Origin of the sequence: Salinibacter altiplanensis (assembly GCF_002894645.1) — a bacterium.
GTDB classification, from domain to species: domain Bacteria; phylum Bacteroidota; class Rhodothermia; order Rhodothermales; family Salinibacteraceae; genus Salinibacter; species Salinibacter altiplanensis.
Genome location: NZ_NCQY01000020.1, coordinates 482,300 through 507,489, shown reverse-complemented (window position 1 = coordinate 507,489; position 25,190 = coordinate 482,300). Strand labels below are relative to the sequence as shown.

The following is a 25,190-nucleotide window of genomic DNA, read 5'->3' as shown; positions in this document are numbered from 1 at the left end:
CTCCACCGTCATGTTTCTCAGGGCCAAGGGGACCTGTCCCCTTGTCGGGATTGTCCGCCGGATCTCTGGGAAGAGCATCGATTCTTTTGTACACGCCCCTTCATCTACTCACAACAACTTGAACTTCTTCCTTCATCTGATGATCGTCGTCGTAAAGATCTATCTATCCCAAAACTGTGGGGGCTTTCTCTTGTATTACCTGATCCGGCTTCGAGGAGGCACAATACCACAAACTGGTCTAAAAAGTTGGATTGTCTTCCTCAACGATGCCCCCAATTTTTTCGGGCACGCTGCCCATCGACCTCATACATTCTAATCAAACCACATAAGCTTCATATGGCTGTATATCTTACACTCGCTTTTCTCTGGACTGCGTACGTTGGGCTCGAGACGTACATTTTTGGGCGTCCACAGTCGCGTCCACACATCGTCGGGTTCTTGATTCTCAACACACTGCTTGCCCCGGTCTCATTCATGCTTTCCGCAACGGGCGGCGTGCTTCGCGAGCGCGTTGAAACGGCCTACCGGACCGCGTGGGCGTCCAAGCAACAGTTTGCACGAACAGACCGCAAGAAGCTGATTGGGTGAGTCCTTCCCGGTCCTGCATTCCTGCCGGACTGGTATTGTAAGAAGGCTGATACGCCTGTCCGTTTGGCCGCTGTGGGACAACCCCCCAGCGGTCATTTGCATTGGGGCAGCTCCCCGGTTTTCCGTCATCGCTGCGTCGCCCGCCCATGTCTAAATCTCTACTTTTCACAACGGGCAGTCTCATGCTCGTGCTCATGGCCGGCGGCCTACTGGGCGTCCCGGCCCCGAACATTCCTCCCACACAAGTCCCTTCCGCTCGGTCGGACACAACCGATACATCGGAGGTCTACACCCAGCGCTCGCCGAGCCGAAACGGCATCGGCAAGGTGTACATGGGCCGTGAAATTTCGAAGGTCATGGGCCACCGCGGGGCAGACTGGCTAGAGCGCCCTGCGCGGGAGAAGAAGGAGCGCCCCGACCTGCTCGTCGACAGTCTGCCGCTCGACCCGTCCGACACCGTGGCCGACATCGGGGCCGGAACAGGGTATCTCTCGTTCCGCGTCGCCCCGCGGGTGCCGCGGGGCAACGTCCTCGCGGTCGACATCCAGCCGGAGATGCTGACCATGATGCGGGAGCGCATCGACGAGCGGGGCGTGGAGAACGTGGTGCCTGTCCGCGGGACGGCGACGGACCCACAGCTCCCAGCCGACTCTGTCGACCTCGCCTACATGGTGGATGCCTACCACGAGTTTTCCCACCCTTACGAGATGATGACAGCACTCGCAGAAGACCTCACACCCGGCGGGCGCGTCGTGCTTGTCGAGTATCCCCGGGAGGACCCAAGCATTCCCATCAAGACGCTGCACAAGATGACGGAGACCCAGGCCCGAAAAGAGATGCGGGCGGTGGGCCTGGAGTGGGTGGAGACCAAAGACATGCTTCCCCGCCAGCACTTCATGGTCTTCCGAAAGCCAGTCGAGTAGCCGGCACACGGCTTCGTCGCCAGCACCGCTCTAGTCGCTTTGCGATCGGCTTTCTCCGGCCGCGCCATCCCCAGACGGGTGCGACGTCTCACCGTCGGACCGCAGCGTGAACTCGTCGAGCGAGAGGCCATCGATGACCGACTCGTACTTCGTCAGGTCGGCCGGCAAGAGCACCTCGTTCTCCTCTTTGCCCAGCTTGGCAATCGTGTCGAGGTACTGCTCCGCCAGGCGCAGCTTCACGGCCTCCTCTCCCCCCGGGGCGGAAACGGACGCGGCCACGCGCTCGATCGCCTCCGCCGTCGCCTCGGCCAGCGCTTCGATTTCTTGGGCCTGGCCTTCGGCCTCGTTGATCCGGCGCTGCTTCTCCCCTTCCGACTGGTTGATCAACTCCTGCTTCTCGCCCTCCGCGTCGTTGACCGTGGACTGCTGCTTGCCCTCGGACCGGGCCACCGTGGCGCGGCGCTCCCGCTCGGCAGTCATCTGCCGCTCCATGGCCTGCTGCACCGTGCGGGGCGTGTCGATGTTCTTGATCTCGTAGCGGTGCACCTTGATGCCCCACGTCTGCTCCACCTCGCTCAGCACCTCGACGACCGCCTGGCTGATGGCCGCCCGCTCCTGGAAGGTGGTGTCCAGCTCCATGCGCCCGATGACCGAGCGGGTCGTGGTCTGCGCCAACTGAATGGCCCCGCGGCGATAGTCGGTCACGCCGTAGGCCGCATTCTCCGGATTGGTGACGCTCAGGTAGATGATGCCGTCAACCTCGACCCGCACGTTGTCTTCCGTGAAGCACTCCTGCGGTTCCACGGGGATGGCCTGCTCCCGAAGGTCGAGCGTGTAGGCGACACGGTCGATGAAGGGGATCAGGGCATGGAAGCCGGCGCGCAGCGTCTTGTGGTAGTTGCCGAGCCGCTCCACCACGTATGCGTTCTGTTGCGGCACGAACCGGATGGCCCGCAGGAACTTGTAGGCCACGTAGATCGCCAACAGCGACAGGATGCCGAGGCTGAGGGTGTTGAGGAATTCAAGGGGAGACGCGTCCATAGAACTAAGGGACTTGACGTAGAGAGCGGAGCAGGCGGGAAGCGGACTACGTGTTCTGGATCGGGTTTGTAACCTCGGACGCCCCTTCGAAGAACGACTTCAGGTTGGCAGCCTCCATCGGAAGCACACTCACGTTGGCACCGTCCACAACCTCGCCGAGGCGATCCACGAATTGCTCGGTAAGGCGCATCTTGACGGCAAGGGAGCCACCGGGCTGAGCGATCGCGTCCGCGATGCGTTCAATGCCGTTGGCCGTCGCCTCCGCAATGAGCTCCATTTCGCGGGCCTCGCCCTCCGCCTCGTTCACGCGGGCCTCCCGCTGGCCCTCCGACATGAGGATCGATTTCTGCCGGTTTCCTTCCGACACGTTGATCCGGGCGTCGCGCTCTCCGCTCGACTCCGTGATCTCGGCGCGCTTCTCGCGCTCGGCCTCCATCTGCTTCTCCATCGTGAGCACGATGTCCTGCGACGGCTGAATGTCCTTTAGCTCGTAGCGCATCACCTTCACGCCCCACGGGTCGGAGGCCTTGTCCAGCTCCTCCACGATGGCCTCGTTCATCGAGTCTCGCTCACTGAACGTATCGTCGAGCGTAATTTTGCCCACCTCGCTCCGCATGGTCGTCTGTGCCAGGTTGACGGCGGCCAGACGGTAGTTGTTGATGCCGTAGCTGGCCTTGTAGGGGTCCATCACCTTCAGGTAGACGATGCCGTCCACATCCACCTCAATATTGTCCTGCGTGATGCACTTCTGGTGCGGCACGTCGAGCACCTGCTCACGGGTCTCCTGCCGGTAGGCCACACGGTCGACCAGCGGAATGGTAAAGTGGAGCCCGGGATGCAGCGTGTCGTGATACTTGCCGAAGCGTTCGAGGATGACCTCCTCGCGCATCTCGACGATCACGAACGTGTTGTAGAAGATAAACAGCCCCAGGGCAATGAGGGCAAGCAGAAGGGTCCACATGAGCACGAAGAAAGCGGGTGTGAGAAGCGAACGGGCAGGGGACTAGCTGGGCGAGCGCGCGGATGGGTCGTATCCCAACCCCGAGCCTTCCGACGTCGTGTCGTCGGTGCCCGACGAACGGTCGGCGCTCCGCTTGGACACGTCGGAGCCGATTGCCTCCGACAGCTCGGCGTCAAGGTCGGCGTGGGCGGCGGGCTCCACAACCCACGTCAGGTTGTCGCGGTAGAGCAGCTGGGCCTCGGCCCCCTCCGGCAGTCGGCCCTCAAGCGTTCGGGCGTCCCAACCGGCCCCTCGAAAGCGAATGCGCCCCGGGCTCTCCGGCCCGACCGGTTCAAGAACCGTGACGGTCTCCCCCATGGCCTCCGCGTCCTCGTCGGTCATGGCCAGCGACACATCGCCCCGCACAAAGCGCAGCATGAGGGGCCGCAGCGCAATCGTGAGGCCGGTCGACAAAAACACCCACGTCACGACCGACGACAGGGGATCGACCAGGAGGCCCATTCCCCGAAGTCCCCCCACCACCACACCCCCGATCCCGAGAAAAAATGCAATGCCGCCCGGCACCACGGCCTCGATCAGCATGAGGAGCACCCCGCCGACGACGAAGGCCCAGGTGAGGAGGGTTGGATCCAAGTCCATAGAGCAAAGAATCGTGTTTGAGAGCACTCGCCCTTTGGAACCAGGGAATTTTTGGCACGCGTGAAGGAGGCAGAGGTTGCATCGGCTTCGCCGTTCCGATCCCCCCACTCCACGTTTCGCGAACCGATCCGCGCACTTTCTGTTAGGTCGACGAACTACACTTTTTTCCATTCACCGTCCTCCCTCGTGCCTCGGGCCTCCACGACCCACCGGTCGCCCCTTCTCCGCCCCCGCATCTTTGCGCACGTGCCATCCGTGGGGGCCGGCATGAGCACTCGTCACGGCGGCGTGAGCGGCCCGCCCTACGACACCCTCAACCTGGGACGCCACGTGGGGGACACAGCCAGTTGTGTAGAAGAGAACCGACGCCGGTTTTGTGCCTCCTTCCACACCGACCCGGCCCGGTTGGCCACGGCCGGACAGGTCCACGGGTCCACCGTACGGGTGATCGATGCGCCACGACACGAGCCCTTTTGCGACGGCCTCGTCACGACGACCCCCGGCCTACTCCTCGCCATCGCCACGGCCGACTGTGCGCCTGTGCTTCTGGCCGATCCGGCGCACGAGGTCGTCGGGGCGTGCCACGCCGGGTGGCGGGGCACGGTTCGTCGGGTCGCCGGCGACACGGTGGCGACCATGGTGGACTGCGGGGCGGAGCCCGCACAGATCCGCGCCTACGTGGGACCGTGCCTCTCCCGGCAGGCCTTCGAGGTGGGCCCGGAGGTCGCGGCCGAATTTGACGACGCCGTCGTGGCTCATCCCGAGGACGCCGACCGTCCCCACGTCGACCTCAAGGCCGCCCTCCGCCGCCAGCTCGAAGCGGCAGGGGTGCCGGACGACGCCATCGAGGTGTCTGCCCGATGCACGCGACAGAGCTCAGACGACTTCTTCTCCTACCGCGCCGCCGACGGTCCTACGGGACGCATGTTCGGGGCCCTCGTGCTCCGCCACTAAGACCACGGCCCCGGCGTTGCCCTGCCCGAGATTGGGGCCCCGGCTGCTTCTCGTTCCCCCCACGTCCCTCCGCTAGCAGTGCCCATCGCCCACTCGACGTACTCGTCCCCTCTGTGCCTCGACGGCGGCCACCGGCAAACCCTGTACGCGTCGCTGGTGCGGCGCGTCGACTTTGCGTACGACTGCCGCGAGCGACTGGACACCCCGGACGGCGACTTTCTCGACCTCGACTGGGCCTGGGCCGGCTCGTCGTCCCCCTCGGACCGCGTCGTCATTCTGACGCACGGGCTGGAGGGCAGTGCCGACCGCGGATACATGCGGGGCATGGCCCGGGCGTTGGTCCGGCGCGGGTGGGACGCCTGTGCGCTCAATCTGCGCGGCTGCAGTGGCACACCGAACCAACAAGTGGCCACCTACCACAGCGGCAAGACCGACGACCTTGCCCGCGTCGTCGACCACGTGTTGGACTCCGGATACCCGTCCGTGGCCCTGATCGGCTTCAGCCTCGGCGGCAACCTCACGCTCAAGTACCTTGGCGAGCGTGGCCCGGACGTGGACGCCCGCATCCGCGGCGCTGTGGCGCTGTCGGCCCCCGTCGACCTCAGTGCCTCGGCCGACCGGATCGATCGGTGGACGAACCGGCACTACGTCCAGTACTTTCTCCGATCGCTTCGCCGGAAGATGCGCGTGAAGGCCCGGCAGCATTCAGATCGGGTGTCGACCCGGCACCTCCAAAAGATTCACACTCTTCGTGGGTTCGACGAGGCCTACACGGCCCCCCTCCACGGCTTCACGGACGCCGCCGACTACTACCGGCAGGCAAGCAGCAAGCCCTTGCTCTCGGACCTGGCCGTACCAACCCTCCTTCTCAACGCCGCCGACGACCCGTTCCTTCCGCCCTCGTGCTATCCCCGCAAAATTGCACGGGACCACCCTCCGTTGACCCTGGAGGTGCCAGAGAGCGGCGGTCACGTCGGCTTTGTGTCCTTCAACGACCGCGGCGAGTACTGGTCCGAGCGCCGCACCACGTCGTTTCTCTCGTGATGCCCTGATCTCGCCGTCACGCCTCCTCCTCCACGAGTCGTACGTCCCGCGCCTTCAGCTGTAGGGTTGTCCGCCCATTCCAGGTATTTTCCTCCAGTGAGAAGAGCAGCTCCACTGGGGTACCAGTCTCCTGGCTCTCCCGGAGCACCGACAGCTTCTCGCCCATCCCGAACCCGATCGCGTCGTAGGTCGCACCGGTCGGGGCATCTCGCTGTCGTACCTCAAACTTGAGGTGACTGTCGTCCCCCCCCACCGTGCGGGCGGAGACAACCTCCAGGTCCTCGGCGTGGAAGACCGGCGTCGGGTTGGAGGGGCCAAACGGGCCGAACTGCTTGAGCACTGCCCAAAAGCGATCGTTGACCGCTCCGATCGTGCCGAGGTCTACCGGGGCGTCCACCTTGATCGACGGCCTGAGCAGCTCCGGTGTCACCCGCTCGCCGACGGCGTCGTCGAACCGGTCCCGGAAGGCATCGACGGCCTCAGCCTCCAGCGACATGCCGGCCGCGTGGTCGTGCCCCCCAAACTGCGTGAGCACGTCCTCGCAGTCCGCAAGGGCCTCGTAGATGTTGATGCCCTCGATGGAACGGGCCGAGCCCTTGACCGCCTCCCCGTTGTGGGTGAGCAGGATGGTCGGCTTGTGGAAGCGCTCGACAATGCTGCTGGCCACGATGCCGATGACCCCGAGGTGCCAATCCGGGTCGTACAGCACCAGTGCGTGCGGGCTGCGGGCCGTGATCTGGCGCTCCGCCCGTTCGATGGCTTCTTTCTCAATGGTGTCGTCGACGCGGCGGCGCTCGCGGTTCAGTTCCTCAAGCTCGGCGGCGAGCGGCTCGGCCTCGTCATCGCTTTGGGCTAGGAGCAGCTCGACGGCCGCCGAGGCGTGCTCCATGCGGCCCGCGGCGTTGATGCGGGGGCCGAGGGTGAACACGATGTTGCCGGTGGACGTGACGGTCTCCAGATCAAGGTCGGCGGCCGCCGCCAGGGCCTGAACCCCCGGACGCGTGCTTCGCTGCAGGGCGTCCAGTCCCTCTGCCATGAGCACCCGATTCTCGCCGTAGAGCGGAACGATGTCGCTCGCCGTGGAGAGGGCGATGAGATCGAGGTACTCAAAGGCCGCGTCGGGGGCCGCGTCGCGGTGCGCACGGGTGGCCTGCACAAGCTTGAAGGCAAGCCCGCACCCGGACAGCTCGTCGAACGGATACTCGTCGTCCGGCCGTTTCGGGTCGAGCACGGCGAGCGCCTCGGGCAGCGTCTCCTTGGGCGTGTGGTGGTCCGCAATGATGAGGTCGAGCCCTAGCTCCTGCGCATGGGCCGCCTCCTCGTGGGCCGTGATGCCACAGTCCAGGGCCACGACCAGGGAGGCCCCACGCTCAGCGGCCACGTCGAGGCCCCGCCGGCAGAGTCCATATCCGTCCTCGTACCGGTCCGGGATGAAGAAGGACACGTCCACGCCCTGGGAGCGCAGAAAGTCCGTGACGAGCGCCGTGCCCGTCGTCCCGTCCACGTCATAGTCGCCGTAGACGAGCACAGACGCCCCATCGTCGATGGCCGCGGACAGGCGGGCCGCCGCCGCGTCCATGTCGGTCATGTCGAATGGGTCGTGCAGGGCCGCCCGGTCGGCCCGGAAGAAATGCTTCGCCTCCTCGAGGGTCGTGATCTCGCGCAGGGCAAGGGCGCGGGCCAGGGACTCGGGCAGGTCGTTGAGAGCACGCTGTAGACGAGGCACTGTGTCGGGCTCGTCGAGGGAACGCGGGATCCATCGGTAGGTCATCAACAGCAGGGCAAGATGGCCAAACAAGACGCGTAACGGGGTTGGAATATGTAAGACACACCGAAGTCCCCGTTGTAACGCGACGGACTCATTCCGTTTAAAAACAGACGCATATAAGAAGATGGCAAAAAATAGGGTCTGGGCGAGGGGACTCTCAAGAGTGTGGGAAGAGGGCCTCGACCGTCCGAAACGGCTTACGGTGCGCCCCTTTTGCCCCCCCAGACCGTCTGTTCTCGTGAATCAACTGGGTGCTCAGCCCGTAGCAGCGAGTCCGATTTGCCGCAGGTGCCATCTCAGATGAGGGCCTTGGGCCCATTCAGGCCTCGGCCGCATCGTCCCTAACGGGTGAGGTTCCCGCCCCTCGCCCGAGCGCTGACGGTCCGGACTGTCTGTTCCACACCGGACCCGACCGATTCAGGTTTTCCGCCCCCATGCCCTTCCATCACCACGGCCCTTGCCGTCGCCAGCCCCACGAGCGATCAGCCTGTCGCATCGTCTCTTGCCTCGGCAGGTCGTTTCCACTTCGGCCCCTTCGATAACCCATCGGCCCCGAGCGGCCCTTTTGACCCGTGAGCAACTCAATGAAAATCTCTACCCTGCAGGACAAGAAGCTCGACGAACTCCGCCAGATTGCGCAAGAGCTCGATCTTGCCGACTACTCCGACCTGCGGAAACAGGACCTCATCTATCAAATCTTGGAGGCGCAGGCCGAGGGCGCCGCGTCGGAGGAGACCCCCAATCTCGACGAGACGACGAACTCCTCCGCGCCGGGCAGTGACTCCACGGAGTCCGACCAGGCCTCCCCCGAGGAGGCAGGAGGGACGGGGACCGGAAAGCCGGACTACATGCGCCGGTACGATCCCAACCAGACGGAGCTCCGGGGCATGATCGAGAAGACCGGTGTGCTTGAGGTTCTGCCGGACGGGTACGGGTTCCTCCGGTCCGACGAGTACAGCTACCAGTCGAGCCCCGACGACATTTACGTCTCGCCCTCTCAGATCAAGCGCTTTGGGCTCGAAGAGGGCGACACGGTCGCAGGGCGGGTGCGTCCGCCAAAGGAAGGGGAAAAGTTTTTCGCCCTCATTCAGGTCGCCTCGATCAACGGCTGCGACCCGAGCGAGATCGACGAACGGTCGGACTTTGAGTTTTTGACCCCCATTTTCCCCGACGAGCGCTTTACGCTCGAGGCGGAGGCGGACAGCTACGGCCCACGGATTCTCGACCTGTTCGCCCCCATCGGGAAGGGACAGCGGGGCCTCATCGTCTCGCCGCCCAAGGCCGGCAAGACGGTGCTGCTGCAGAAGATCGCCCACGGCATCACGACCAACCATCCGGACACGCACCTCCTGACCCTGCTCATTGACGAGCGCCCGGAGGAGGTCACCGACATGGACCGGACGGTGGAGGGAGAGGTCGTGGCCTCAACATTCGACAAGGAGCCGGAGCGCCACGTGGAGGTGGCGAACACGGTGCTACTGAAGGTTCGTCGCCTCGTGGAGTCAGGGCAGGACGTGTGCGTGCTGCTCGACTCGATCACACGCCTGGCGCGGGCCCACAACGCCGTGACGCCGGAGAAGGGACGCACGCTGTCCGGTGGCATTGAGGCGGGGGCGCTGCGCGGCCCGAAGCGGTTCTTCGGCGCGGCGCGCAACGTGGAGGAGAGCGGGTCCCTCACCATTATTGGCACCGCCCTCATCGACACGGGCAGCCGCATGGACCAGGTCATCTTCGAGGAGTTCAAGGGCACCGGCAACATGGAGCTCGTCCTCGACCGCGAGATGGCCGACCGGCGCCTCTACCCGGCCATCGACCTCATCCTGTCCGGCACCCGCCGTGAGGAGGAGCTGCTGCCCAAGCCGATGCTCAAGCGCGTGTGGGTGATGCGCAAAATTCTGGCCGACATGGAGCCAATCGAAGCCATGGAGTTTCTGCTCGACAAGATGAGGGGCACTGACGACAACGAGGAATTCCTGGAGATGATGAACTAGACATTCTGTTCGGCCCTTTCTTTTTTGCCGAGCACAACTCTCTTCCGTAGCTACACGTCTTCCCACGTCCAGCACGTCTGTCTGCGTTCCCATGCAAACCACTCTGCGCACGCTAGGACTCTCGTTTCTTTCCCTTCTCTTTGCGGCTGCCCCGGCGTCGGCCCAGGATGATGATCCGTTCGTCCGCCACCCGGCCGTGCACCCGGACGGCGACCGGATTGCCTTTTCCTACCAGGGCGACCTCTGGACCGTCCCCGTGGGCGGCGGCACGCCCGAGCGCCTCACGATCCACGAGGCCTACGAGGGAGCGCCCCGCTGGGGCCCCAACGGCGACCGGATCGCCTTCACGAGCGACCGCTTCGGCAACGACGACCTGTACGTGATGGACGCCACCGGCAGCACGCCGACGCGCCTCACGCACCACTCCACGGGCGACGCCATCGGGGGCTGGACGCCGGACGGGCAGCTCCTCTTCACCACGCGTCGCACCTACGCGCAGGCCGAGTGGTCGGACGAGATCTACACGGTAATCGGGGACGGCGGCACGCCCGACCGGCGCCTCGACGCCGTCGGCAGCGCGCCCCGCATGTCGCCCGACGGCCGCTTCATCGCCTTTGAGCGCGGGGCCAACGACGTCACCAAGAAGGGCTACGAGGGCCCCGCCGATCGGAATGTGTGGGTGTACGACACGGAGGACGACACGTACACACAGGTCACCACCTATGCGGGCAACGACCACACGCCGGTCTGGACCGGCCCACGCACGCTGCTGTACGTGAGCGAGCAGAGCGGCACCTACAACGTCCACCGTCTCTCCCTCACCGACCAGGGCGCGGCGGACGGGGCGCCCGAGGCCGTCACCACGTTCGACGATCACGACGTGCGGAGCCTCAGCGCGAGCCAGGACGGGTCGGTCGTGGCCGTCCAGCGACAGACCGACGTCTACCTGATTGAGAACGGCGGCGAGCCGCGCCCGCTCGACGTGACGGTCCCGAGCGACTACCGGTTCAGCCCCACCGAGAAGATGCAGATGACCAAGGGCCTTCGCGACTACGCCGTCTCGCCCGACGGCGAACAGGTGGCCCTCGTGCTCCGGGGAGAGATCTTCCTCATGCGGAACGAACCGGGCGAGCCCCGCACCACACGCCTCACCGACCACACGCACCGGGACCGCAGCGTGGCCTGGATGAACGACTCGACCCTCGTCTTCTCGTCTGACCGCAAGGGGAACCAGTACGACCTCTATCGGCTCACGTCCGCCGACCCCGAGCACCCGGGCGACCTGCATGACGCCCTGCAGCACGAGGTGACCCGGCTTACCGATACGCCGGAGAGCGAGCGTGTGCTGGCGATGGCGCCCAACCATTCGCGCGTTGCCTTTCGACGAGGTGCGATGACGGGCTACGGAGACGGGCAGCTCCTGACGGCCACACTCTCCGACGGTACGATCGAGGACGAGACCGTGCTCGTGGAGGGCTGGAACGCCCCCACCGACGTGGCCTGGAGCCCCGACGGCGACTGGCTCGCCTACAGCCAGAACAACCTCAACTTTAACGCCGACGTCTACGTCCACGCCGCCGACGGCTCCACCGGCCCGGTCAACGTGAGCCAGCATCCCAAGAGCGACGGCGAGCCGGTGTGGAGCCCCGACGGCTCGAAGCTGGGCTTCGTCTCCAACCGCAGCGGCAACGACGCGGACGTCTGGTTCGTGTGGCTGCAGGAAGAGGACTGGGAAAAAACGGAGCGCGACTGGGAGGAGCTTGAGGACGAGTCCGGCGCGGAGCGCTCCGAAGACGACGGGCCCCCTGAAGTGAACATCGACCTCGCCAACATCCACGACCGCCTCGAGCGCGTCACGGCCCTGCCCGGGGGCGAAGGCGACCCGGTCATCGCCGAGGACGGGGACACCTTCTACTTCGTGGGCGGCCGGGATGCCGGCCCCGCTGACTACGACTCGGAGGTCGACCTGTACAGCATCCAGTGGGACGGCTCCGAGCGGACGCGCGTCACGGAGCGGGACGTCGGCCCCTCCGACGTCCGCCTCTCGCCGGACTACTCCCAGATTTTCTTCGCCCACTCCGGCGGCCAGTTGGCCCGCGTCCCGGTCAAGAGCAACGAGCTGGAGCCCCTCTCCTTCAGCGCCTCCATGACGGTCGACCACGCGGCGGAGCGCACCCAGATCTTCGACGAGGTGGGCCGGGCACTCGGCCAGGGCTTCTACGACCCCGACTTCCACGGCGACGACTGGCAGGCACTTCTGGAGGAATACCGCCCGCGGGCCCTGGCGGCCTCGACCGCCCAGGACTTTCAGGTCGTCGTCAACCGCATGCTCGGCGAGCTCAACGCCAGCCACATGGGGTACTACGCCGGCGACCGGGCCGAGACGCAGGACGAGCGCACCGGCCGCCTCGGCGTGGAGCTTGATCCGGTCGAGGCCGGCGTGGAGGTGCAGCGAGTTGTGCCTCGCTCCCCCGCCGACCGGGAGGCCAGCACGCTCCGGGAGGGAGACGTCATTACCACCGTGGACGGACAGCCTGTGGCGGCGGCCAACAACTTCTACGGGCTGCTGGAAGGCACGGTTGAGGAGAAGGTCCTCCTTGGCGTCACGGGGGCCGGCGGTGAGGAGCGTACCGTTCGCATCCGCCCCACCGTCGACCTCGGCGACGAACTCTACCGCGAATGGGTGGAGGACCGCAAGGAGCTCGTCGAGGAGTACTCCGACGGGCGCCTCGGCTACGTCCACGTGGAGGGGATGAACTGGGAGAGCTTCGAGCACTTCGAGCGGGAGCTGTACGCCAGCGGCCACGACAAGGAGGGACTCATCATCGATGTGCGCTACAACGGCGGCGGCTGGACGACCGACTACCTGATGACGGTCCTCAATGTGCGCCAGCACGCTTACACGGTGCCCCGCGGCGCCACGGACGACCTCGACCAGAACCACGAGCAGTTCCGTGGGCACTATCCGTTTGGGGAGCGGCTCCCCTACGCGGCCTGGACGAAGCCGGTGGCCGCCCTCGCCAACGAGAACAGCTACTCCAACGCCGAGATTTTCTCCCACGCCTTCAAAAATCTCGACCACGGAACGCTCGTGGGCCAGCCCACCTTCGGGGCGGTCATCTCAACCGGCGGCGCGGGCCTCCTCGACGGGTCCTACGTGCGCATGCCCTTCCGGGGCTGGTACGTTCACCAGACCGACAAGAACATGGAGCACGGCCCCGCCCGACCGGACATCCAGGTCGCAAACCCGCCGGGCATTAAGGCCGAGGATGAAGACCCGCAGCTGCGCCGCTCCGTGGAGACCCTGTTGAATGAGACGGGCGAGTAGCCGCACACCTCTCGCCCATGTTCTCTTGGGTCGGTAGTGGCGTCCTGGAAGAGGCCGCCTCCGGAACGAGGCAGTCCTCGGCCCTCCCTGCGAGGGCCTGCCCCCAGGCTGCTCCGGAACTGAATCGCTGCTCCATTGTGTGAGAAGATTGGCCGCAGTCGTCTCATCCATCTTCCAACCCCGCTCCATGCCCGAGAACGTAGACCTGAATGCGTTGCTGTTCGACATGGATGGCGTCCTGGTGGACGTCTCCCGCTCGTACCGGCGCGCGATTGAAGAGACCGTCGAGCACTTTACCGGCCGCCAGATCGGCGAGAATGCCATTCAGCGGTACAAAAACTACGGCGGCTTCGAGGACGACTGGAAGTTGACCCACGCCATCGTCACCGATACGGCGATGGAGGTCCCGATCAGCCGCGTGATTGACGAGTTTCAGGACCGCTACCGCGGCGACGACTGGGATGGCTTTATCACCGAAGAGCCCCCGCTGATCGACGACGAAACCCTCGCCCAGCTCAACCAGAACCACATCCTGGGCATCGTCACCGGACGGCCCGAGGAGGAGGCGCAGTGGACCCTCGACCACCAGAGCTGGACGGACTACTTTCCCCTTCTCGTGGGCAAGGAGAAGCAGGGCGACCGCGCGAAGCCCAACCCTTTTCCCCTCGAACACTCCCTCACCATGCTGGCCGCCGCCGGCTGCCCCATCGATCCAGAGGAGGCCGTATACGTTGGCGACTCGGTTGACGACATGGACGCGGCCCAAGAGGCTGACATGTGGCGCGTCGGGGTCGTGCCGCCCTACGTGGAGACCGACGAACACAAACCCCTGCTTGAAGAGCACGGGGCGCATGTTGTCATCGATGACCTTCACACGCTGCCCGAGGTGCTGTCCACCCTCGGAGAACGCACGCCCGCCCAGACGACGCGGTAGCCCTCTATCATCGTGGGGCCCATGTGCCTCCAGTGTTTTGGCAGACTCGGGTACCGCCTGGGTCTGCCATTTTTATTGCCCACGCCCCCGCACCGCCTACGAACCGCCCTCTACGACAATCTCCACCCGGCGGTCCTCACGCCTTCGCTCCGGCGTTTCGTTCGGCCCGACCGTCGTTCGCGGCCCGAACGCCTCGATCTCAAGGCTTTCGGTCCGGATGCCGTGATTCGTGTCAAGGTAATGGGCCACCGCCGCCGCACGCTGGGCCGACAGGTACCAGTTGCTCGGATACGTGTCCTCGAGACTGGCCCCGATGGGCACCGGATCGGTGTAGCCCTGCACACGAAATCCCGCATCCGGATGCTCGTCCTTGAGTGTAGCGGCGTGCTCATTGAGCCGCTGGCGCCCGCGGTCCGGGATCCAGGCGCTACCCGAGGGAAAGTAGATCGGCGGCCGAAGCGTGGTATCCTCTTCCGGGACCTGTATCGAGTCGCGAAGGGCCTGCACCTGACGCTTCAGGTCCTGGGTGGCCGTCTGAAAAGAGTCGACCCGTCCCTGCAGGTCCTGCAGCGCGGCGCCCTGGTTTCCCTGCTGGCACCCCCCGAGGACAATTGCCAAAAGAAGCCCAAAAAAGAAGCGCATGGACTCGACGAGACTGTGGATGCAGAACAATGAGTTTTCTCTAAAGTGTCCACTGAGCAGACCGAATGCAACACACGAGCCCTGGCTGCCAGGGCAATTGCGTGTTGAAAGATTCGTCGAGTGATGGAGGCGCCACTGCGGCTGATCGTAGGGGGAAGCCAGGAATGCACGGGAGAATGTGCGAGTGGAGACGCCGGGGCACCAAATTTCCGCTTCTACCGGACCGTGCAAACAGCTTCCGTCGCTACGATGCGATTGCCCTGGGCCCGAGCATCCACTGCGAGCACGGGGCTCGTTCCGTCGCCCCCCTCCGGCGTCGTCCACAGTCGCAGGTCCTCCTCGACGGCGGGGAGTCCACGCTCCGTAATCGTAGACAACGCAGGATTGTGGGCCGGGACAGACGCACACAAAAGCATGATCAACGCACCGCGCCGTAGGAACTCCTGCCGTGCCCTCCCTTCGCTCCGTGCTTGCCGCTCCGGCTTCACAACTGTTTCGGGACACAGGCCCCAAAACACGTTCGACCAACACGTAGACGAGCGTCCTGTGGCCTTGTTTGTCCTCGCCCACAAAGTCCACCGCCACTCTCTCAGTTCTGGGATTCACCAAAGGAACGACTTTGCTCTGCCCCAACAGGCATGCGGTTTGCTCCGTAGGGCAATAACATTCTTGTATTCACTTCACAATGGACCCGGATCAACAGTCGCCGTCTCTCTTTCCGGTGCTCTGTATCCCGTCTGGTTCTCCCTCGGGCCCGTCCAGCTACACTCGCTCCTTTTTGAGACTAGGTCGGTTGCAAGACGCATACCATGTGGATCCAAGCCTGGACGTGGCTTCGCGACACACTTCCGCTGCTTCAGTGGCTTCCGGACTACACGACGGAGGCACTGCGCGGGGACGCGACGGCCGGACTCACGGTGGGCGTCATGCTCATTCCACAGGGCATGGCCTACGCCGTTATCGCGGGCGTTCCCCCGATCTACGGGCTCTACGCCGGCCTCGTGCCGCTGCTCGTGTACCCGTTGATCGGAAGCTCGCGGCATCTTGCGCTCGGGCCCGTGTCGATCGACATGCTGATCATCGCGGCGGGCGTGGGGGCGATCGCCCAGGCCGGAACGGAGCGCTACGTGGCCCTTGCCATCCTGCTCACCGCCATGGTCGGGCTGCTGCAAATGTCCATGGGGGCCATGAAGCTCGGGTTCGTGGCCAACCTGCTGTCGCGTCCCGTCATCGCCGGCCTCACAACGGCCGCCTCGTTCATCATCGCCTTCAGTCAGATCGGAAATCTGCTCGGCGTGGAGCTGGGGCGATCCCAGTACATCCACGTGCTTCTGGGGGAGGCTGCCCAGCACGCGGGCGAGACACACCTCCTCACGTTGGGAATTGGGGCCGCAAGCATCGTGCTGCTGACGGTCCTTCCCCGCTGGCTCCCCACGGTTCCGGAGGCCCTGGTCGTCGTCACGGCCGGCACCCTTGCCGGGTGGGGATTCGGGCTCCGAGAGGACGGCGTCTCCGTCGTCGGATCCATCCCAGAGGGCCTTCCCGCCCCCGAGCTGTGGGCACTCAGCTTCTCGGACCTCAACACGCTCCTGCCGGCGGCCATCACCCTCGCGCTCGTGCAGTTCATGAAGGACATCTCGCTGGACCGCATCTTTGCGGCCCGGCACGGCTACACGATCGACGCCAACCGGGAGCTGATTGGGGTGGGGGCGGGGAACTTCTTCGGCAGCCTGTTCCAGAGCATTCCCGCGTCGGGTAGTTTTTCCCGCTCGGCGGTCAACGAGCAGTCGGGGGCCCAGACGGCCCTCGCCAACGTCTTTGCGGCCGGGGTCATCGCGCTCACCCTACTCTTCCTGACGCCGCTGTTCTACCACCTTCCCACGCCGGTGCTCGCCGCCATCATCATCGTATCGGGCTTCGGGCTGTTCGATCTGCGAGAGCTGCGCAGCTTGTTCAAGGCGCGACGGCGAGACGGGTACATCGCCCTTTTCACGGCGGGCTGCACCCTCTTCATCGGCATTCAGGAGGGCATCCTGCTGGGCATCGGCACGTCCGTCGTTGTGATGCTCTACCGCATCAGCCGCCCCAACGTCGCGGAGCTCGGGCACGTCCCCGGCACCCGCCTCTTCCGCGACCTGGACCGCTTTGAGCAGGCCGCCCGCCTCCGCGACATCATGGTCCTGCGGGTGGACGCGGCCTTCTCGTTCGCCAATGCCGAGTACTTCAAGGACTTCATCCTGGAGAAAAGCGAGCGCGAGGGGCGCCCGGTAAAGGTGGTGATCGTGGACGGGAGCAGCATCAACGGCCTCGACACGACGGCCATCGACGCCCTGTTTTCGGTGACCGAGTCGCTGGAGGAGGAGGGCATCGAGCTTCACCTGACGGGCCTCATCGGCCCGGTGCGCGAGGTGGTCCGGCGCTCGGGGCTGCACGCCCTGCTCGGCGAGAACAAGTTTCACCTCGACCCCCACGAGGCCGTCGTGAGCGTGCTGGAGCGCTGGGACGCCGGGGAGGAGACCGACCGCGTCTCGCACTACTTCAACATGGCGGAGTCGGAAGAGACGGAGGCCACGCCCGCGGCGTCGTAGGAGGCGCAAGAATCACGGGCGGGCACCCGGGACCGGGCGTCACGCCTGCGCTTCCTCCTGGACGAGCGCCCCACACTCCTTCGCCCGACGAATCACCTGCCCGACTGTGAAGGCCCAGCGCGGGGATGCGTCGCACCCCGCCGCCTCGAGCGCCGCCGCGGCCCAGTGGTTGCAGTTGTTGAAGACGTGGTACGTAAAGGGCGACGCGTAGAACCGGCCGTCGGCATCGTTCCCCGGGGCAGTAGGCACGGCGCTCCCCGTTGCGTCCGTCGCCAACGACGCCGCCACGAACGCGGTGAGGGCGTCCAGCTCAGCGGGCGACACCGATACCCGCACGACGGTCTGCGCCGGAAACCGGTCGGGCACAGGCCGGTCGAGGGGCACGACATGCACCACGCTGCCCGTGGGCCAGGCGCCGGCCCGAAGCACGCCCCACACGCCCCGCGACCGGCCCGGATAGTACCGTGCCTCCCCCCAGCCCACCTCTAGGTACTGCGCGTCGGGAAATGCTTCGAGGGCCGGCCACCGTCCCTCCGGAACGTCGGCCCGACGCACGGCGATGCCTGCGTGCCACCCGTGCTGCACGACGTAGACAGCATTCGTGGGCTCTCCCCCGTCCGACGAGACGGTCGGGCGCGGCAGGTGGCACCGGGCCGCCAACACGATGAGCCAGACGGCCACTGCACCGGAGAGAAGACTCCGCCACCACTGCATATACCTGGGCACGCGAAGCGGAAGAACAGCGAGGGCTTCCTTCAATCAGCAGCGCCGCTCTCAAGGTCCGGGGTATTCTCCCCCCCATTCCGCCGAGGCCTCGTCTCTCCTGCCCTGCATTCGCGCCGTCCAGTAACTATGCTGGGGCCACACGACGTTCTCGGAATCAACAGCCCCCCATGGACTCAAACGCCGCCCTCCGCTCCCATCTCACGGACCTCCTCACCGCCCGGCAGGCCCACTGCACGTTTGCGGACGCCGTGGCCCACATGCCGACGGAGCGTCGGGGCGAGCGTCCCGACGCCCTCCCGTACTCGGCGTGGGAACTCGTCGAGCACATCCGGCGCGCCCAGCGCGACATTCTCGACTACTGCCGCACTCCGGACTACGAGGCTGGCGATTGGCCCCACGACTACTGGCCCGAGGCACCCGTTCCCTCCCCCCTCACGGCATGGGACACGTCCGTGGCACAGGTTCACGAGGATCAGGAGGCCCTGTGCGATCTGATTGCCGACGAGACGACCGACCTCTACGACACGGTCCCGTCCAGCGACGAGCACACGTACCTCCGCGAAGTCATGCTCGTGGCCGACCACACCGCCTACCACGTCGGGCAGATTGTCACCGTACGCCGCGAGCTCGGCCTCTGGCCCCCAAGCGGGGACGCCCAATGACCGGCAACCTCTACGACTCCGACTGAAGGGACTGGTCCAGGTAGTCTTCGGCCTCCGCCTGCACTCGCCCTTGCATCGGCTGCAGAAAAGCACTGAGGTTGATTGCGACGTGCACCGCGTCGGCCTCCACCTCGATGTGCCCGTCGGCCCCCTGCCCACTAAACTGCAGCGTGTCGCCCGTCCACTCGGCATCGACCCCAAGGTCGGTTTCGAGCTTATCGGCGACGCGCCCGACGGCCGCCCGGCCGTCGTCGAGCCCCAGAGAATGCGAGCGAGTGATGTCGATGTCGGCCATTGTCGGAGATGCGTTTTCGAAGGGACAAGTTAGAGTAAGGACTACGGGGAGCCACGGGGTCCGTTCGCTCCGTTTGCGATTCGTTCGTGGAGTCCCTTGTTCGTGGAGTCCCTTGTTCGTGGAGTCCCTTGTTCGTGGAGTCCCTTGTAAGTGCCGTGCCGTCGTCGTTTGTTATGGAGGCGCATCGTCCATTCTTCTCATCGCCATCGCCCCCATGCGCACTGCCGTTCGCTCCCGCCTTGGCCTCATGGGCCTCGCCCTCCTGGTTCTCCCCCTCACGGCTCCGGCCCAGCCGTCGGAGGCCCTGCAGTCCCCCACCACCTTCCTGGGCTACGAGCTCGGCGAGCAGTTCACGCCGCACCACCGCGTCGTCGACTACATGCGACACGTGGCCGCCCACTCGCCCCGGGTCGCTCATCGCCAGTACGGCACGTCGGTAGAGGGCCGTCCCCTCCTCCTCGCCACCGTGACGGCGCCGAACAACCACGACCGCATCGGGACGCTCCGCCGCGACAACCGAAAGCGCGCCGGCCTCGTGGAGGGCGCCCCTACGGCCGCCCCCACGGCCGTCGTCTGGCTCAGCTACGGGGTACACGGCAACGAATCCGTCTCCACCGAGGCGGCGCTCCGCACCCTCTACGCCCTCGGCAATCCACAGAACAGCCGCACCGGCGCTTGGCTCGACGATACGGTGGTGCTGCTCGATCCGCTCCTCAATCCCGACGGCCGGGCCCGCTACGTGCAGTGGTACAAGCGCATGACCGGCGATTCTCCCAACGCCCGGCCGGCAGCTCGCGAGCACCACGAGCCCTGGCCCGGGGGGCGCACGAACCACTACTACTTCGACCTCAACCGCGACTGGGCCTGGGGCGTGCAGCCAGAGACCCGACAGCGCCTCGACGCCTACCACCGCTGGATGCCACACGTCCACGTCGACTTCCACGAGATGGGCGTCGACGAGCCGTACTACTTTGCCCCGGGTGCCGAGCCGTTCCACGAAACCCTGACCGAGTGGCAGCGCGACTTTCAGTTCACCATCGGCCGCAACAACGCCGACTACTTCGACGAGAACGGCTGGCTCTACTTCACCGAGGAGGTCTTCGACCTGTTCTATCCGGGCTACGGGGACACGTGGCCTCTCTTCAACGGCGCCGTCGGGATGACCTACGAGCAGGGCGGCTCGGGCCGGGCCGGGCGCGCCATCGTCACCGCCGAGGACGACACGCTCACGCTGCAGGACCGCCTCCGCCGCCACCACACCACGGGCCTCTCCACCGTCGAGGCGACCGCCGAGCACCACGAGCGGGTGGTGCGGCAGTTTGAGGACTACTACGCCTCGGCCCAGGAGACCCCGCCCGGCGAGTACCGGACCTACGTCGTGCGGCGGGACGCGCAGGGACACCGACTTTCGGCCCTTGCCGATCACCTCGACCGCCAGCGGATCCGCTACGGCTACGCGACCGAGCCGCGGACGGTACGCGGGCGCAGCTACCGCAGCGGCGAAATGGAGCAGACGCGCCTGCAAAAGGGCGATCTGCTCGTGAACGCGGCCCAGCCGAAGGCCCGCCTCGCAAAGGTGCTCCTGGAACCGAAGACGACGATTGTGGACTCCCTGACGTACGACATCACCGCCTGGAGCCTGCCGTACGCCTACGGCCTGGAGGCCCTCGCCCTGCCAGAATCGGTCCTCCCCGACACCGGCGCCGCCCCGGCCTCGCCCGCTTCGATGACCGGCGACGCGGACGCCCCCTACGCCTACGTCACGCCCTGGACGAGCCGGGCCGACGCCCGCTTCGCGGCGGCGCTGCTCAAAGAAGGACTTCGTCTCCGCTTCGCCACGGAGTCGTTCACGGTGGACGACCGCTCGTTCGAGCCGGGCGCCCTCGTCCTCACACGGGCCGGCAATACAAACCGAACCGACCGCTTCGACACGACGGTGCGCCGACTGGCCGAGGCCCATGGTCAATCGCTCCACGGCGCCTCCACCGGATTGACCTCACAGGGGCCGGACTTCGGGTCCGACAACGTGGGATTTCTGGAGGCCCCGCACGTGGCCGCTCTTTCGGGACCGCCCACGGGTCCGTCCCGGGCCGGCGAGGTGTGGCACTTCTTCGACCGGCAGCTCGACTACCCCGTTACCCTCCTGCCCGCCGACGACTTTGAGGCCTCGATGCTGGACGACGTGGACGTGCTCGTGCTTCCTGGGGGGCGATACGGCGAGTGGCTCACCGACGCGCGGGCCGAGGCCCTCACGGACTGGGTGCGGCAGGGCGGACGCCTCATCGCCATGGGCGCCGCCAACGACGCCCTGACGGGACAGGCCCCGTACGTCCTCACACGCAAACCGGCTGACGCCACGGACTCGGCCGCGGACGATGCACTCACGCCCTACGACGCCCAGACGCGGCAGCGCCTGTCCGGCGCCACCCCGGGCAGCGTGCACCGCGTGCAGCTGGACGACTCCCATCCGCTCGGCTTCGGCGTCGAGCCGCCCTACTTCACGCTCAAGCGCAACGACGATGCGTTTGCCTATCTCGACGAGGGGCAGACCGTAGGCGCCCTCCAACCCCCAGCGCCCGTCAGCGGCTTCATGGGCCACGAGGCACAGCGGACGGTCGACGACACGTTCCTCTTCGGCACGCAGCCGCTCGGGGACGGGCAGGTGACGTACTTCGTCGACAATCCCCTCTTCCGGGGCTTCTGGTACAACGGACAGGTTCTCTTCGCCAACGCCGTCTTCTTCGTGGGAAATGGGTAGGACGGCGACGGGCAGGGGCAATCATTTTGCCCCGCGGGCTCAGTCCATGCCAACCCCGAACATGTTCTCCAGGTTGTGGCTGGAGTGGACGCGAAACCCGATGAGCGTTTCGGTGTCCGTGATGCCCTCCACCTGGCGAATTTGGTTCGTCACGAGATCGGCGAGCGCCTCGTTTTCGGCAACGCGCAACATGGCGACGAGGTCGACGCGCCCCGCCACGGAGTGGACTTCGGTGATGCCGTCGAGGGCCGCGAGGGTGTCGGCCACCTCGTTGACTTTGGCACGCTTGGTGTCGAGAAGAACAATTGCAGTGACCATGCTGCGGGAGGGGAGTTGTGTGCAGAAAGAGGCCGTTAACGTTTCCGCAGTTAACATACACCTAAACTCCCAGACCGCCAAACGCACACCCACCAGACCACAGTTCTCTCCCGTGCCCCCCTCGTCCTCCCCCCATTCCGATGCCTCCGGCGGGCACCACGTGTACGTCGTCGAGTGTAGCGACGGCACCTACTACACCGGGTACACGACGGACGTGGAGCGGCGGGTCGCGGAGCACAACGACGGCACGGCGGCGAAGTACACCCGCGGGCGGCGCCCCGTCGAACTGGTCTACACCGAGCCCCACGAGAGCCAGTCGGCGGCCATGCAGCGGGAGTACGCGATCAAGCAGTTGCGACGGGCAGCGAAGGAGCAGCTCATACGCCCCGCGGAATAGGATCTTCTGACTGCCCAGCGAACGGCTGTACGGCGCCCCCTGCCGAGGTTGGTTGAGGGCATAGTGTGCCGCCGGCTGCCCGAATACATCCACGCCCCTATTGCCGACACAAGCAACGGCACTGCCCCTCCTCCGCCCCCCACTGGCCGCGCCGTCGGGGTCCAGAGTCCAGACACTGCCGATCTCCAGCGTCCTGCGTCGCCGAATGGTCCCGGCTCACGCAACGACGGCCACAACCATTTCAGGCGATGACTGGGAAGGGGAGAGCGGAGCGCCTTCCGGGCTCTTCGGCTTCACAGATGCGTCATCAGCGAAGTGTATACCGCAGTTCGACGAAGAGATTTCGCGTCGCCGCCGGGTAGAACCGGGGGCCGCCCGTCCCCAGAAAGCCGTGCCGGAGCACGTGCGTGTCGAACAAATTATCGGCTTTCACCTGTAGCCGGAGGCCACCAAACAGAGACGTTGAGGGGGCTCGTAGGTGAGAGATGCCCCGAAGAGGGCGTAGGGGACAACCGTAAAGGTGTCCTCTTCCTCCTCCGTCACCGTCCCGTCTTCTCGTCGCGAAGCCGTTGTGCCCCCTGCGTTGTCGACGTACTGCACAATCTCATCCCAGAACTCCATCCAAAAGCCGTTGACCGAAAGGCGATAGCGACGACGCTCCAGGGTGCCCCCCAGCTCTACGTCCACGAGCTGCTCGGGCTCAATGAGCGTCTGGTCGTAGTTGTAGGTGCCGTCGGCGCGTTGTTCGAACCGGGGCGTGGCGCCGAGCCGTGGATTGGCAAAGAAATAGGGCTTTGTGAACGTGTGCGACCGCATGTTCTCACGGCCGAACGTGTTCTCATCGTAGAAGCGATACCGGCGTCCGGTACGCTGCAGATCGGCCTGAATGGCCAATTGGTCGACCGGACGAAACAGATGCGAAGCAAAGGCCGACGTGATGATCTTTTCGCTCCGGTACTGCCAGAGTCGATGGGTCGCGTCCGCCCCCACTACAGCGTCGGGGATCGGCGTCGGTCAGCCTCTCCCCGCCACTTGCAACGTCGTCCGGCAGGCGGAGAAAGGCGGCTGAGTGGTACGGAGCGCCGTAGTCGAAGTGTCCGTCGCCCTTGATCCAAAAAGCTGTCTGATTGAGCATCCACGTCGGCGAAACCCGCCACTCGTGGGTGAGGTGAATCTGCGGTGGATGAACCGCTCGCGGTCGTCGGAGACGGCACTTGGGGTCTGTCGGCGTGCCTCCACGTCGTCGTTGGCAGATTTGGGAATGCCACTGAACGCGAGCCCGTCTTTCTGGAGCCCCCCAAACGCCTGCACCTTGAGGGTCGACCGGTCCCCGTAGCGGGCCAGTCCCCCAAAGAATCGGGTAAAGGTGGTCCATGCATTTCGGCGGTAGCCGTCCGAGGACACGCGGCTGAAGCGGGCGTTGACCACGTAGCGGTCGCCGAGCAGGCCACTGTTGGCCGTCACCGAGAGGCGGCGCGTGTCGAACGAGCCGGCCCCAACTCGCGCCCGAACAAACGGCGTGGGCTCGAAGGGATCGGTAACGACGTTGATGCCCCCTCCGATGCCGACCGAGCCATACGTCGAGGCCCCGGCCCCCCGCTGCACCTGCACGTCCTCAATCGCGGGCTCCATCCCGTAGAGGTTGACCCAGTAGACGTCGTAGTCCTCCGGGTCGTTTTGCGGAACGCCGTTGAGGGAGACTGCGAGGCGCCGCTGGCCAAATCCGCGAATGCGGAGGGTGGAGTACCCAATGCCGTTTCCGTTCTGGGAGTGAAACGTGGTGGACGGCATGTCCGAAAGGAGCGAGGGCACGTCCTGTACGCCGAGTTGACGGTCGACCTCTGTCTCCGTCAGGGTGCTCACCGTGACGGGATCAAGCCGGGCCTCGGCGCGGCGTGCCGTTACCGTAACCTCTTGTGCAGAGAGGGCCCGTGCATCAAGGGCAATCGTGTCGTGCACCGTCGTGCCGGCCCGGACCCGCAGGCGGTCGGTGTAGCGGGCATGGCCGACGAAGGTGACGACGAGCCGGTAGCGCGCCGGGGCGACGTCTTGCAAGATGAAGGCGCCCGTCGAGTCGGCCCCGGTGCCGTAGCGGCGGGCCGCCGTGTTCGGGTCACGCAGGACGATGTTGGCCCCTGGAAGCGGGGCCCCGGTTGCCGTTTGAACGACGCGTCCTGCAACGGTCGCCGTCGGGTCGGATTGGGCATGGGCGCCCACACCATCTCCTGCACACAGGAGGATGCTCAACACAAACACGGAACGCGCAAACGTATGCCGGAACGAAGCCATCAGTCAGTCGGAGATGCGCAGACAAGGCGGTGAAACACTGAGAAGCTGTTTGGCGGACTGTCTATGACCTGCGACTTTGCGGATCTTGGGCAGAACAGGTTCTGCACTCGCCCGGTCGCTCACCACGGGCATGACCTCGCTCCTGCTCGGCCCCCGCTACAGGGCTCGTTTGGGCCCCGCTCGTGCCCGTCGCCCGCTGTGTCTCGGTAAAATATCCATTCACCAAACAGCTTCTGATGGGGGCCACCAAAAAAGCCGCCTCCATCAGAACTGATGGGAAGCGGCTCGTGCCATAGGACGGCGCCCAAACGGGCACCGAACGCAATCCATTCCTACGCCGGTGT

At 65.6% G+C, this 25,190-nt stretch carries 22 protein-coding genes; 11 read left to right on the top strand and 11 right to left on the bottom strand.

The window, feature by feature from the left end; genetic code table 11:
- Window positions 1-336: 336 nt before the first annotated feature.
- Window positions 337-588 carry a hypothetical protein gene (locus B7R93_RS09560; protein WP_103020527.1) on the top strand — a complete coding sequence of 84 codons (252 nt, stop codon included), beginning with the start codon at window positions 337-339 and terminating at the stop codon, window positions 586-588.
- 146 nt (window positions 589-734) lie between these two features.
- A complete protein-coding gene (locus B7R93_RS09555; protein WP_103020526.1) occupies window positions 735-1,511 on the top strand; it encodes a class I SAM-dependent methyltransferase in 777 nt (258 codons plus the stop codon).
- Between the two features lie 30 nt (window positions 1,512-1,541).
- Here B7R93_RS09555 and B7R93_RS09550 read toward each other — a convergent pair whose 3' ends face one another.
- The 3 genes from B7R93_RS09550 to B7R93_RS09540 are packed head-to-tail and all read right to left on the bottom strand — an operon-like array spanning window position 1,542 to window position 4,152.
- Window positions 1,542-2,552: an SPFH domain-containing protein gene (locus B7R93_RS09550; RefSeq protein ID WP_103020525.1), complete on the bottom strand. Its 1,011-nt coding sequence runs from the start codon at window positions 2,550-2,552 to the stop codon at window positions 1,542-1,544.
- Window positions 2,553-2,598: 46 nt separating this feature from the next.
- On the bottom strand, window positions 2,599-3,513 hold the full coding sequence (locus tag B7R93_RS09545) for an SPFH domain-containing protein (protein ID WP_103020524.1): 915 nt from the start codon (window positions 3,511-3,513) through the stop codon (window positions 2,599-2,601).
- Between the two features lie 42 nt (window positions 3,514-3,555).
- Window positions 3,556-4,152, bottom strand: a complete 597-nt coding sequence (locus B7R93_RS09540) for an NfeD family protein (protein ID WP_103020523.1) — start codon at window positions 4,150-4,152, stop codon at window positions 3,556-3,558.
- A gap of 267 nt (window positions 4,153-4,419) precedes the next feature.
- On the opposite strand from B7R93_RS09540, the gene pgeF reads away from it, so the two are divergent.
- On the top strand, window positions 4,420-5,106 hold the full coding sequence (pgeF, locus tag B7R93_RS09535) for a peptidoglycan editing factor PgeF (protein ID WP_232798263.1): 687 nt from the start codon (window positions 4,420-4,422) through the stop codon (window positions 5,104-5,106).
- Between the two features lie 78 nt (window positions 5,107-5,184).
- Complete coding sequence (locus B7R93_RS09530) at window positions 5,185-6,150, top strand: YheT family hydrolase (RefSeq protein WP_232798262.1); 966 nt, start codon at window positions 5,185-5,187, stop codon at window positions 6,148-6,150.
- Between the two features lie 16 nt (window positions 6,151-6,166).
- On the opposite strand, the gene recJ is transcribed toward B7R93_RS09530, so the two are convergent.
- Entirely contained in the window at window positions 6,167-7,948 is a 1,782-nt protein-coding gene (gene recJ, locus B7R93_RS09525; RefSeq protein WP_232798261.1) for a single-stranded-DNA-specific exonuclease RecJ, read from the bottom strand.
- Between the two features lie 554 nt (window positions 7,949-8,502).
- On the opposite strand from recJ, the gene rho reads away from it, so the two are divergent.
- From rho to B7R93_RS09510, 3 genes are all read left to right on the top strand, one after another.
- Window positions 8,503-9,909 carry a transcription termination factor Rho gene (gene rho / locus B7R93_RS09520; RefSeq protein WP_103020520.1) on the top strand — a complete coding sequence of 469 codons (1,407 nt, stop codon included), beginning with the start codon at window positions 8,503-8,505 and terminating at the stop codon, window positions 9,907-9,909.
- Window positions 9,910-10,000: 91 nt separating this feature from the next.
- On the top strand, window positions 10,001-13,237 hold the full coding sequence (locus B7R93_RS09515; RefSeq protein WP_103020519.1) for a S41 family peptidase: 3,237 nt from the start codon (window positions 10,001-10,003) through the stop codon (window positions 13,235-13,237).
- 187 nt (window positions 13,238-13,424) lie between these two features.
- Complete coding sequence (locus B7R93_RS09510) at window positions 13,425-14,171, top strand: TIGR01548 family HAD-type hydrolase (protein ID WP_103020518.1); 747 nt, start codon at window positions 13,425-13,427, stop codon at window positions 14,169-14,171.
- A 96-nt stretch (window positions 14,172-14,267) separates the two neighbouring features.
- On the opposite strand, the gene B7R93_RS09505 is transcribed toward B7R93_RS09510, so the two are convergent.
- Together B7R93_RS09505 and B7R93_RS15320 are read right to left on the bottom strand one after the other, a co-directional pair.
- Window positions 14,268-14,813 carry an OmpA/MotB family protein gene (locus tag B7R93_RS09505; protein ID WP_103020517.1) on the bottom strand — a complete coding sequence of 182 codons (546 nt, stop codon included), beginning with the start codon at window positions 14,811-14,813 and terminating at the stop codon, window positions 14,268-14,270.
- A gap of 215 nt (window positions 14,814-15,028) precedes the next feature.
- A complete protein-coding gene (locus tag B7R93_RS15320; RefSeq protein ID WP_157942262.1) occupies window positions 15,029-15,190 on the bottom strand; it encodes a hypothetical protein in 162 nt (53 codons plus the stop codon).
- A gap of 432 nt (window positions 15,191-15,622) precedes the next feature.
- On the opposite strand from B7R93_RS15320, the gene B7R93_RS09495 reads away from it, so the two are divergent.
- Entirely contained in the window at window positions 15,623-17,401 is a 1,779-nt protein-coding gene (locus tag B7R93_RS09495; protein WP_103020515.1) for a SulP family inorganic anion transporter, read from the top strand.
- Between the two features lie 39 nt (window positions 17,402-17,440).
- On the opposite strand, the gene B7R93_RS09490 is transcribed toward B7R93_RS09495, so the two are convergent.
- Window positions 17,441-18,115 (bottom strand): DUF2459 domain-containing protein, encoded by a 675-nt coding sequence (locus B7R93_RS09490; RefSeq protein ID WP_103020514.1) that lies wholly within the window; start codon window positions 18,113-18,115, stop codon window positions 17,441-17,443.
- Between the two features lie 179 nt (window positions 18,116-18,294).
- On the opposite strand from B7R93_RS09490, the gene B7R93_RS09485 reads away from it, so the two are divergent.
- On the top strand, window positions 18,295-18,789 hold the full coding sequence (locus B7R93_RS09485) for a DinB family protein (protein WP_232798260.1): 495 nt from the start codon (window positions 18,295-18,297) through the stop codon (window positions 18,787-18,789).
- Window positions 18,790-18,799: 10 nt separating this feature from the next.
- Here the strand turns inward: B7R93_RS09485 and B7R93_RS09480 are convergent, their stop codons facing one another.
- The gene (locus tag B7R93_RS09480; RefSeq protein ID WP_232798259.1) at window positions 18,800-19,084 is read right to left on the bottom strand and encodes a polyhydroxyalkanoic acid system family protein; all 285 of its coding nucleotides are present in this window, start codon (window positions 19,082-19,084) and stop codon (window positions 18,800-18,802) included.
- A gap of 214 nt (window positions 19,085-19,298) precedes the next feature.
- On the opposite strand from B7R93_RS09480, the gene B7R93_RS09475 reads away from it, so the two are divergent.
- On the top strand, window positions 19,299-21,842 hold the full coding sequence (locus B7R93_RS09475) for a M14 family metallopeptidase (protein ID WP_103020513.1): 2,544 nt from the start codon (window positions 19,299-19,301) through the stop codon (window positions 21,840-21,842).
- 39 nt (window positions 21,843-21,881) lie between these two features.
- Here B7R93_RS09475 and B7R93_RS09470 read toward each other — a convergent pair whose 3' ends face one another.
- Window positions 21,882-22,160 (bottom strand): Lrp/AsnC family transcriptional regulator, encoded by a 279-nt coding sequence (locus B7R93_RS09470; RefSeq protein WP_103020512.1) that lies wholly within the window; start codon window positions 22,158-22,160, stop codon window positions 21,882-21,884.
- Between the two features lie 112 nt (window positions 22,161-22,272).
- On the opposite strand from B7R93_RS09470, the gene B7R93_RS09465 reads away from it, so the two are divergent.
- Window positions 22,273-22,557: a GIY-YIG nuclease family protein gene (locus tag B7R93_RS09465; RefSeq protein WP_232798258.1), complete on the top strand. Its 285-nt coding sequence runs from the start codon at window positions 22,273-22,275 to the stop codon at window positions 22,555-22,557.
- A gap of 429 nt (window positions 22,558-22,986) precedes the next feature.
- Here B7R93_RS09465 and B7R93_RS09460 read toward each other — a convergent pair whose 3' ends face one another.
- Both B7R93_RS09460 and B7R93_RS09455 read right to left on the bottom strand, forming a co-directional pair.
- On the bottom strand, window positions 22,987-23,547 hold the full coding sequence (locus tag B7R93_RS09460; protein ID WP_103020510.1) for a hypothetical protein: 561 nt from the start codon (window positions 23,545-23,547) through the stop codon (window positions 22,987-22,989).
- 24 nt (window positions 23,548-23,571) lie between these two features.
- A complete protein-coding gene (locus B7R93_RS09455; RefSeq protein ID WP_103020509.1) occupies window positions 23,572-24,846 on the bottom strand; it encodes a TonB-dependent receptor in 1,275 nt (424 codons plus the stop codon).
- Window positions 24,847-25,190: the final 344 nt, after the last annotated feature.

Excerpts from the sequence above, each read along its gene's own strand:
- B7R93_RS09505 (WP_103020517.1), bottom strand. The coding sequence starts at position 14,813 with ATGCGCTTCTTTTTTGGGCTTCTTTTGGCAATTGTCCTCGGGGGGTGC.
- B7R93_RS09545 (WP_103020524.1), bottom strand. The coding sequence starts at position 3,513 with ATGTGGACCCTTCTGCTTGCCCTCATTGCCCTGGGGCTGTTTATCTTC.
- pgeF (WP_232798263.1), top strand. The coding sequence starts at position 4,420 with ATGAGCACTCGTCACGGCGGCGTGAGCGGCCCGCCCTACGACACCCTC.
- B7R93_RS09550 (WP_103020525.1), bottom strand. The coding sequence starts at position 2,552 with ATGGACGCGTCTCCCCTTGAATTCCTCAACACCCTCAGCCTCGGCATC.
- B7R93_RS09490 (WP_103020514.1), bottom strand. The coding sequence starts at position 18,115 with ATGCAGTGGTGGCGGAGTCTTCTCTCCGGTGCAGTGGCCGTCTGGCTC.
- B7R93_RS09470 (WP_103020512.1), bottom strand. The coding sequence starts at position 22,160 with ATGGTCACTGCAATTGTTCTTCTCGACACCAAGCGTGCCAAAGTCAAC.
- B7R93_RS09475 (WP_103020513.1), top strand. The coding sequence starts at position 19,299 with ATGCGCACTGCCGTTCGCTCCCGCCTTGGCCTCATGGGCCTCGCCCTC.
- B7R93_RS09455 (WP_103020509.1), bottom strand. The coding sequence starts at position 24,846 with ATGGCTTCGTTCCGGCATACGTTTGCGCGTTCCGTGTTTGTGTTGAGC.
- B7R93_RS09485 (WP_232798260.1), top strand. The coding sequence starts at position 18,295 with ATGGACTCAAACGCCGCCCTCCGCTCCCATCTCACGGACCTCCTCACC.
- B7R93_RS09540 (WP_103020523.1), bottom strand. The coding sequence starts at position 4,152 with ATGGACTTGGATCCAACCCTCCTCACCTGGGCCTTCGTCGTCGGCGGG.
- B7R93_RS09515 (WP_103020519.1), top strand. The coding sequence starts at position 10,001 with ATGCAAACCACTCTGCGCACGCTAGGACTCTCGTTTCTTTCCCTTCTC.
- B7R93_RS09495 (WP_103020515.1), top strand. The coding sequence starts at position 15,623 with ATGTGGATCCAAGCCTGGACGTGGCTTCGCGACACACTTCCGCTGCTT.
- B7R93_RS09555 (WP_103020526.1), top strand. The coding sequence starts at position 735 with ATGTCTAAATCTCTACTTTTCACAACGGGCAGTCTCATGCTCGTGCTC.
- rho (WP_103020520.1), top strand. The coding sequence starts at position 8,503 with ATGAAAATCTCTACCCTGCAGGACAAGAAGCTCGACGAACTCCGCCAG.
- B7R93_RS09560 (WP_103020527.1), top strand. The coding sequence starts at position 337 with ATGGCTGTATATCTTACACTCGCTTTTCTCTGGACTGCGTACGTTGGG.
- B7R93_RS09510 (WP_103020518.1), top strand. The coding sequence starts at position 13,425 with ATGCCCGAGAACGTAGACCTGAATGCGTTGCTGTTCGACATGGATGGC.
- B7R93_RS09480 (WP_232798259.1), bottom strand. The coding sequence starts at position 19,084 with ATGGCCGACATCGACATCACTCGCTCGCATTCTCTGGGGCTCGACGAC.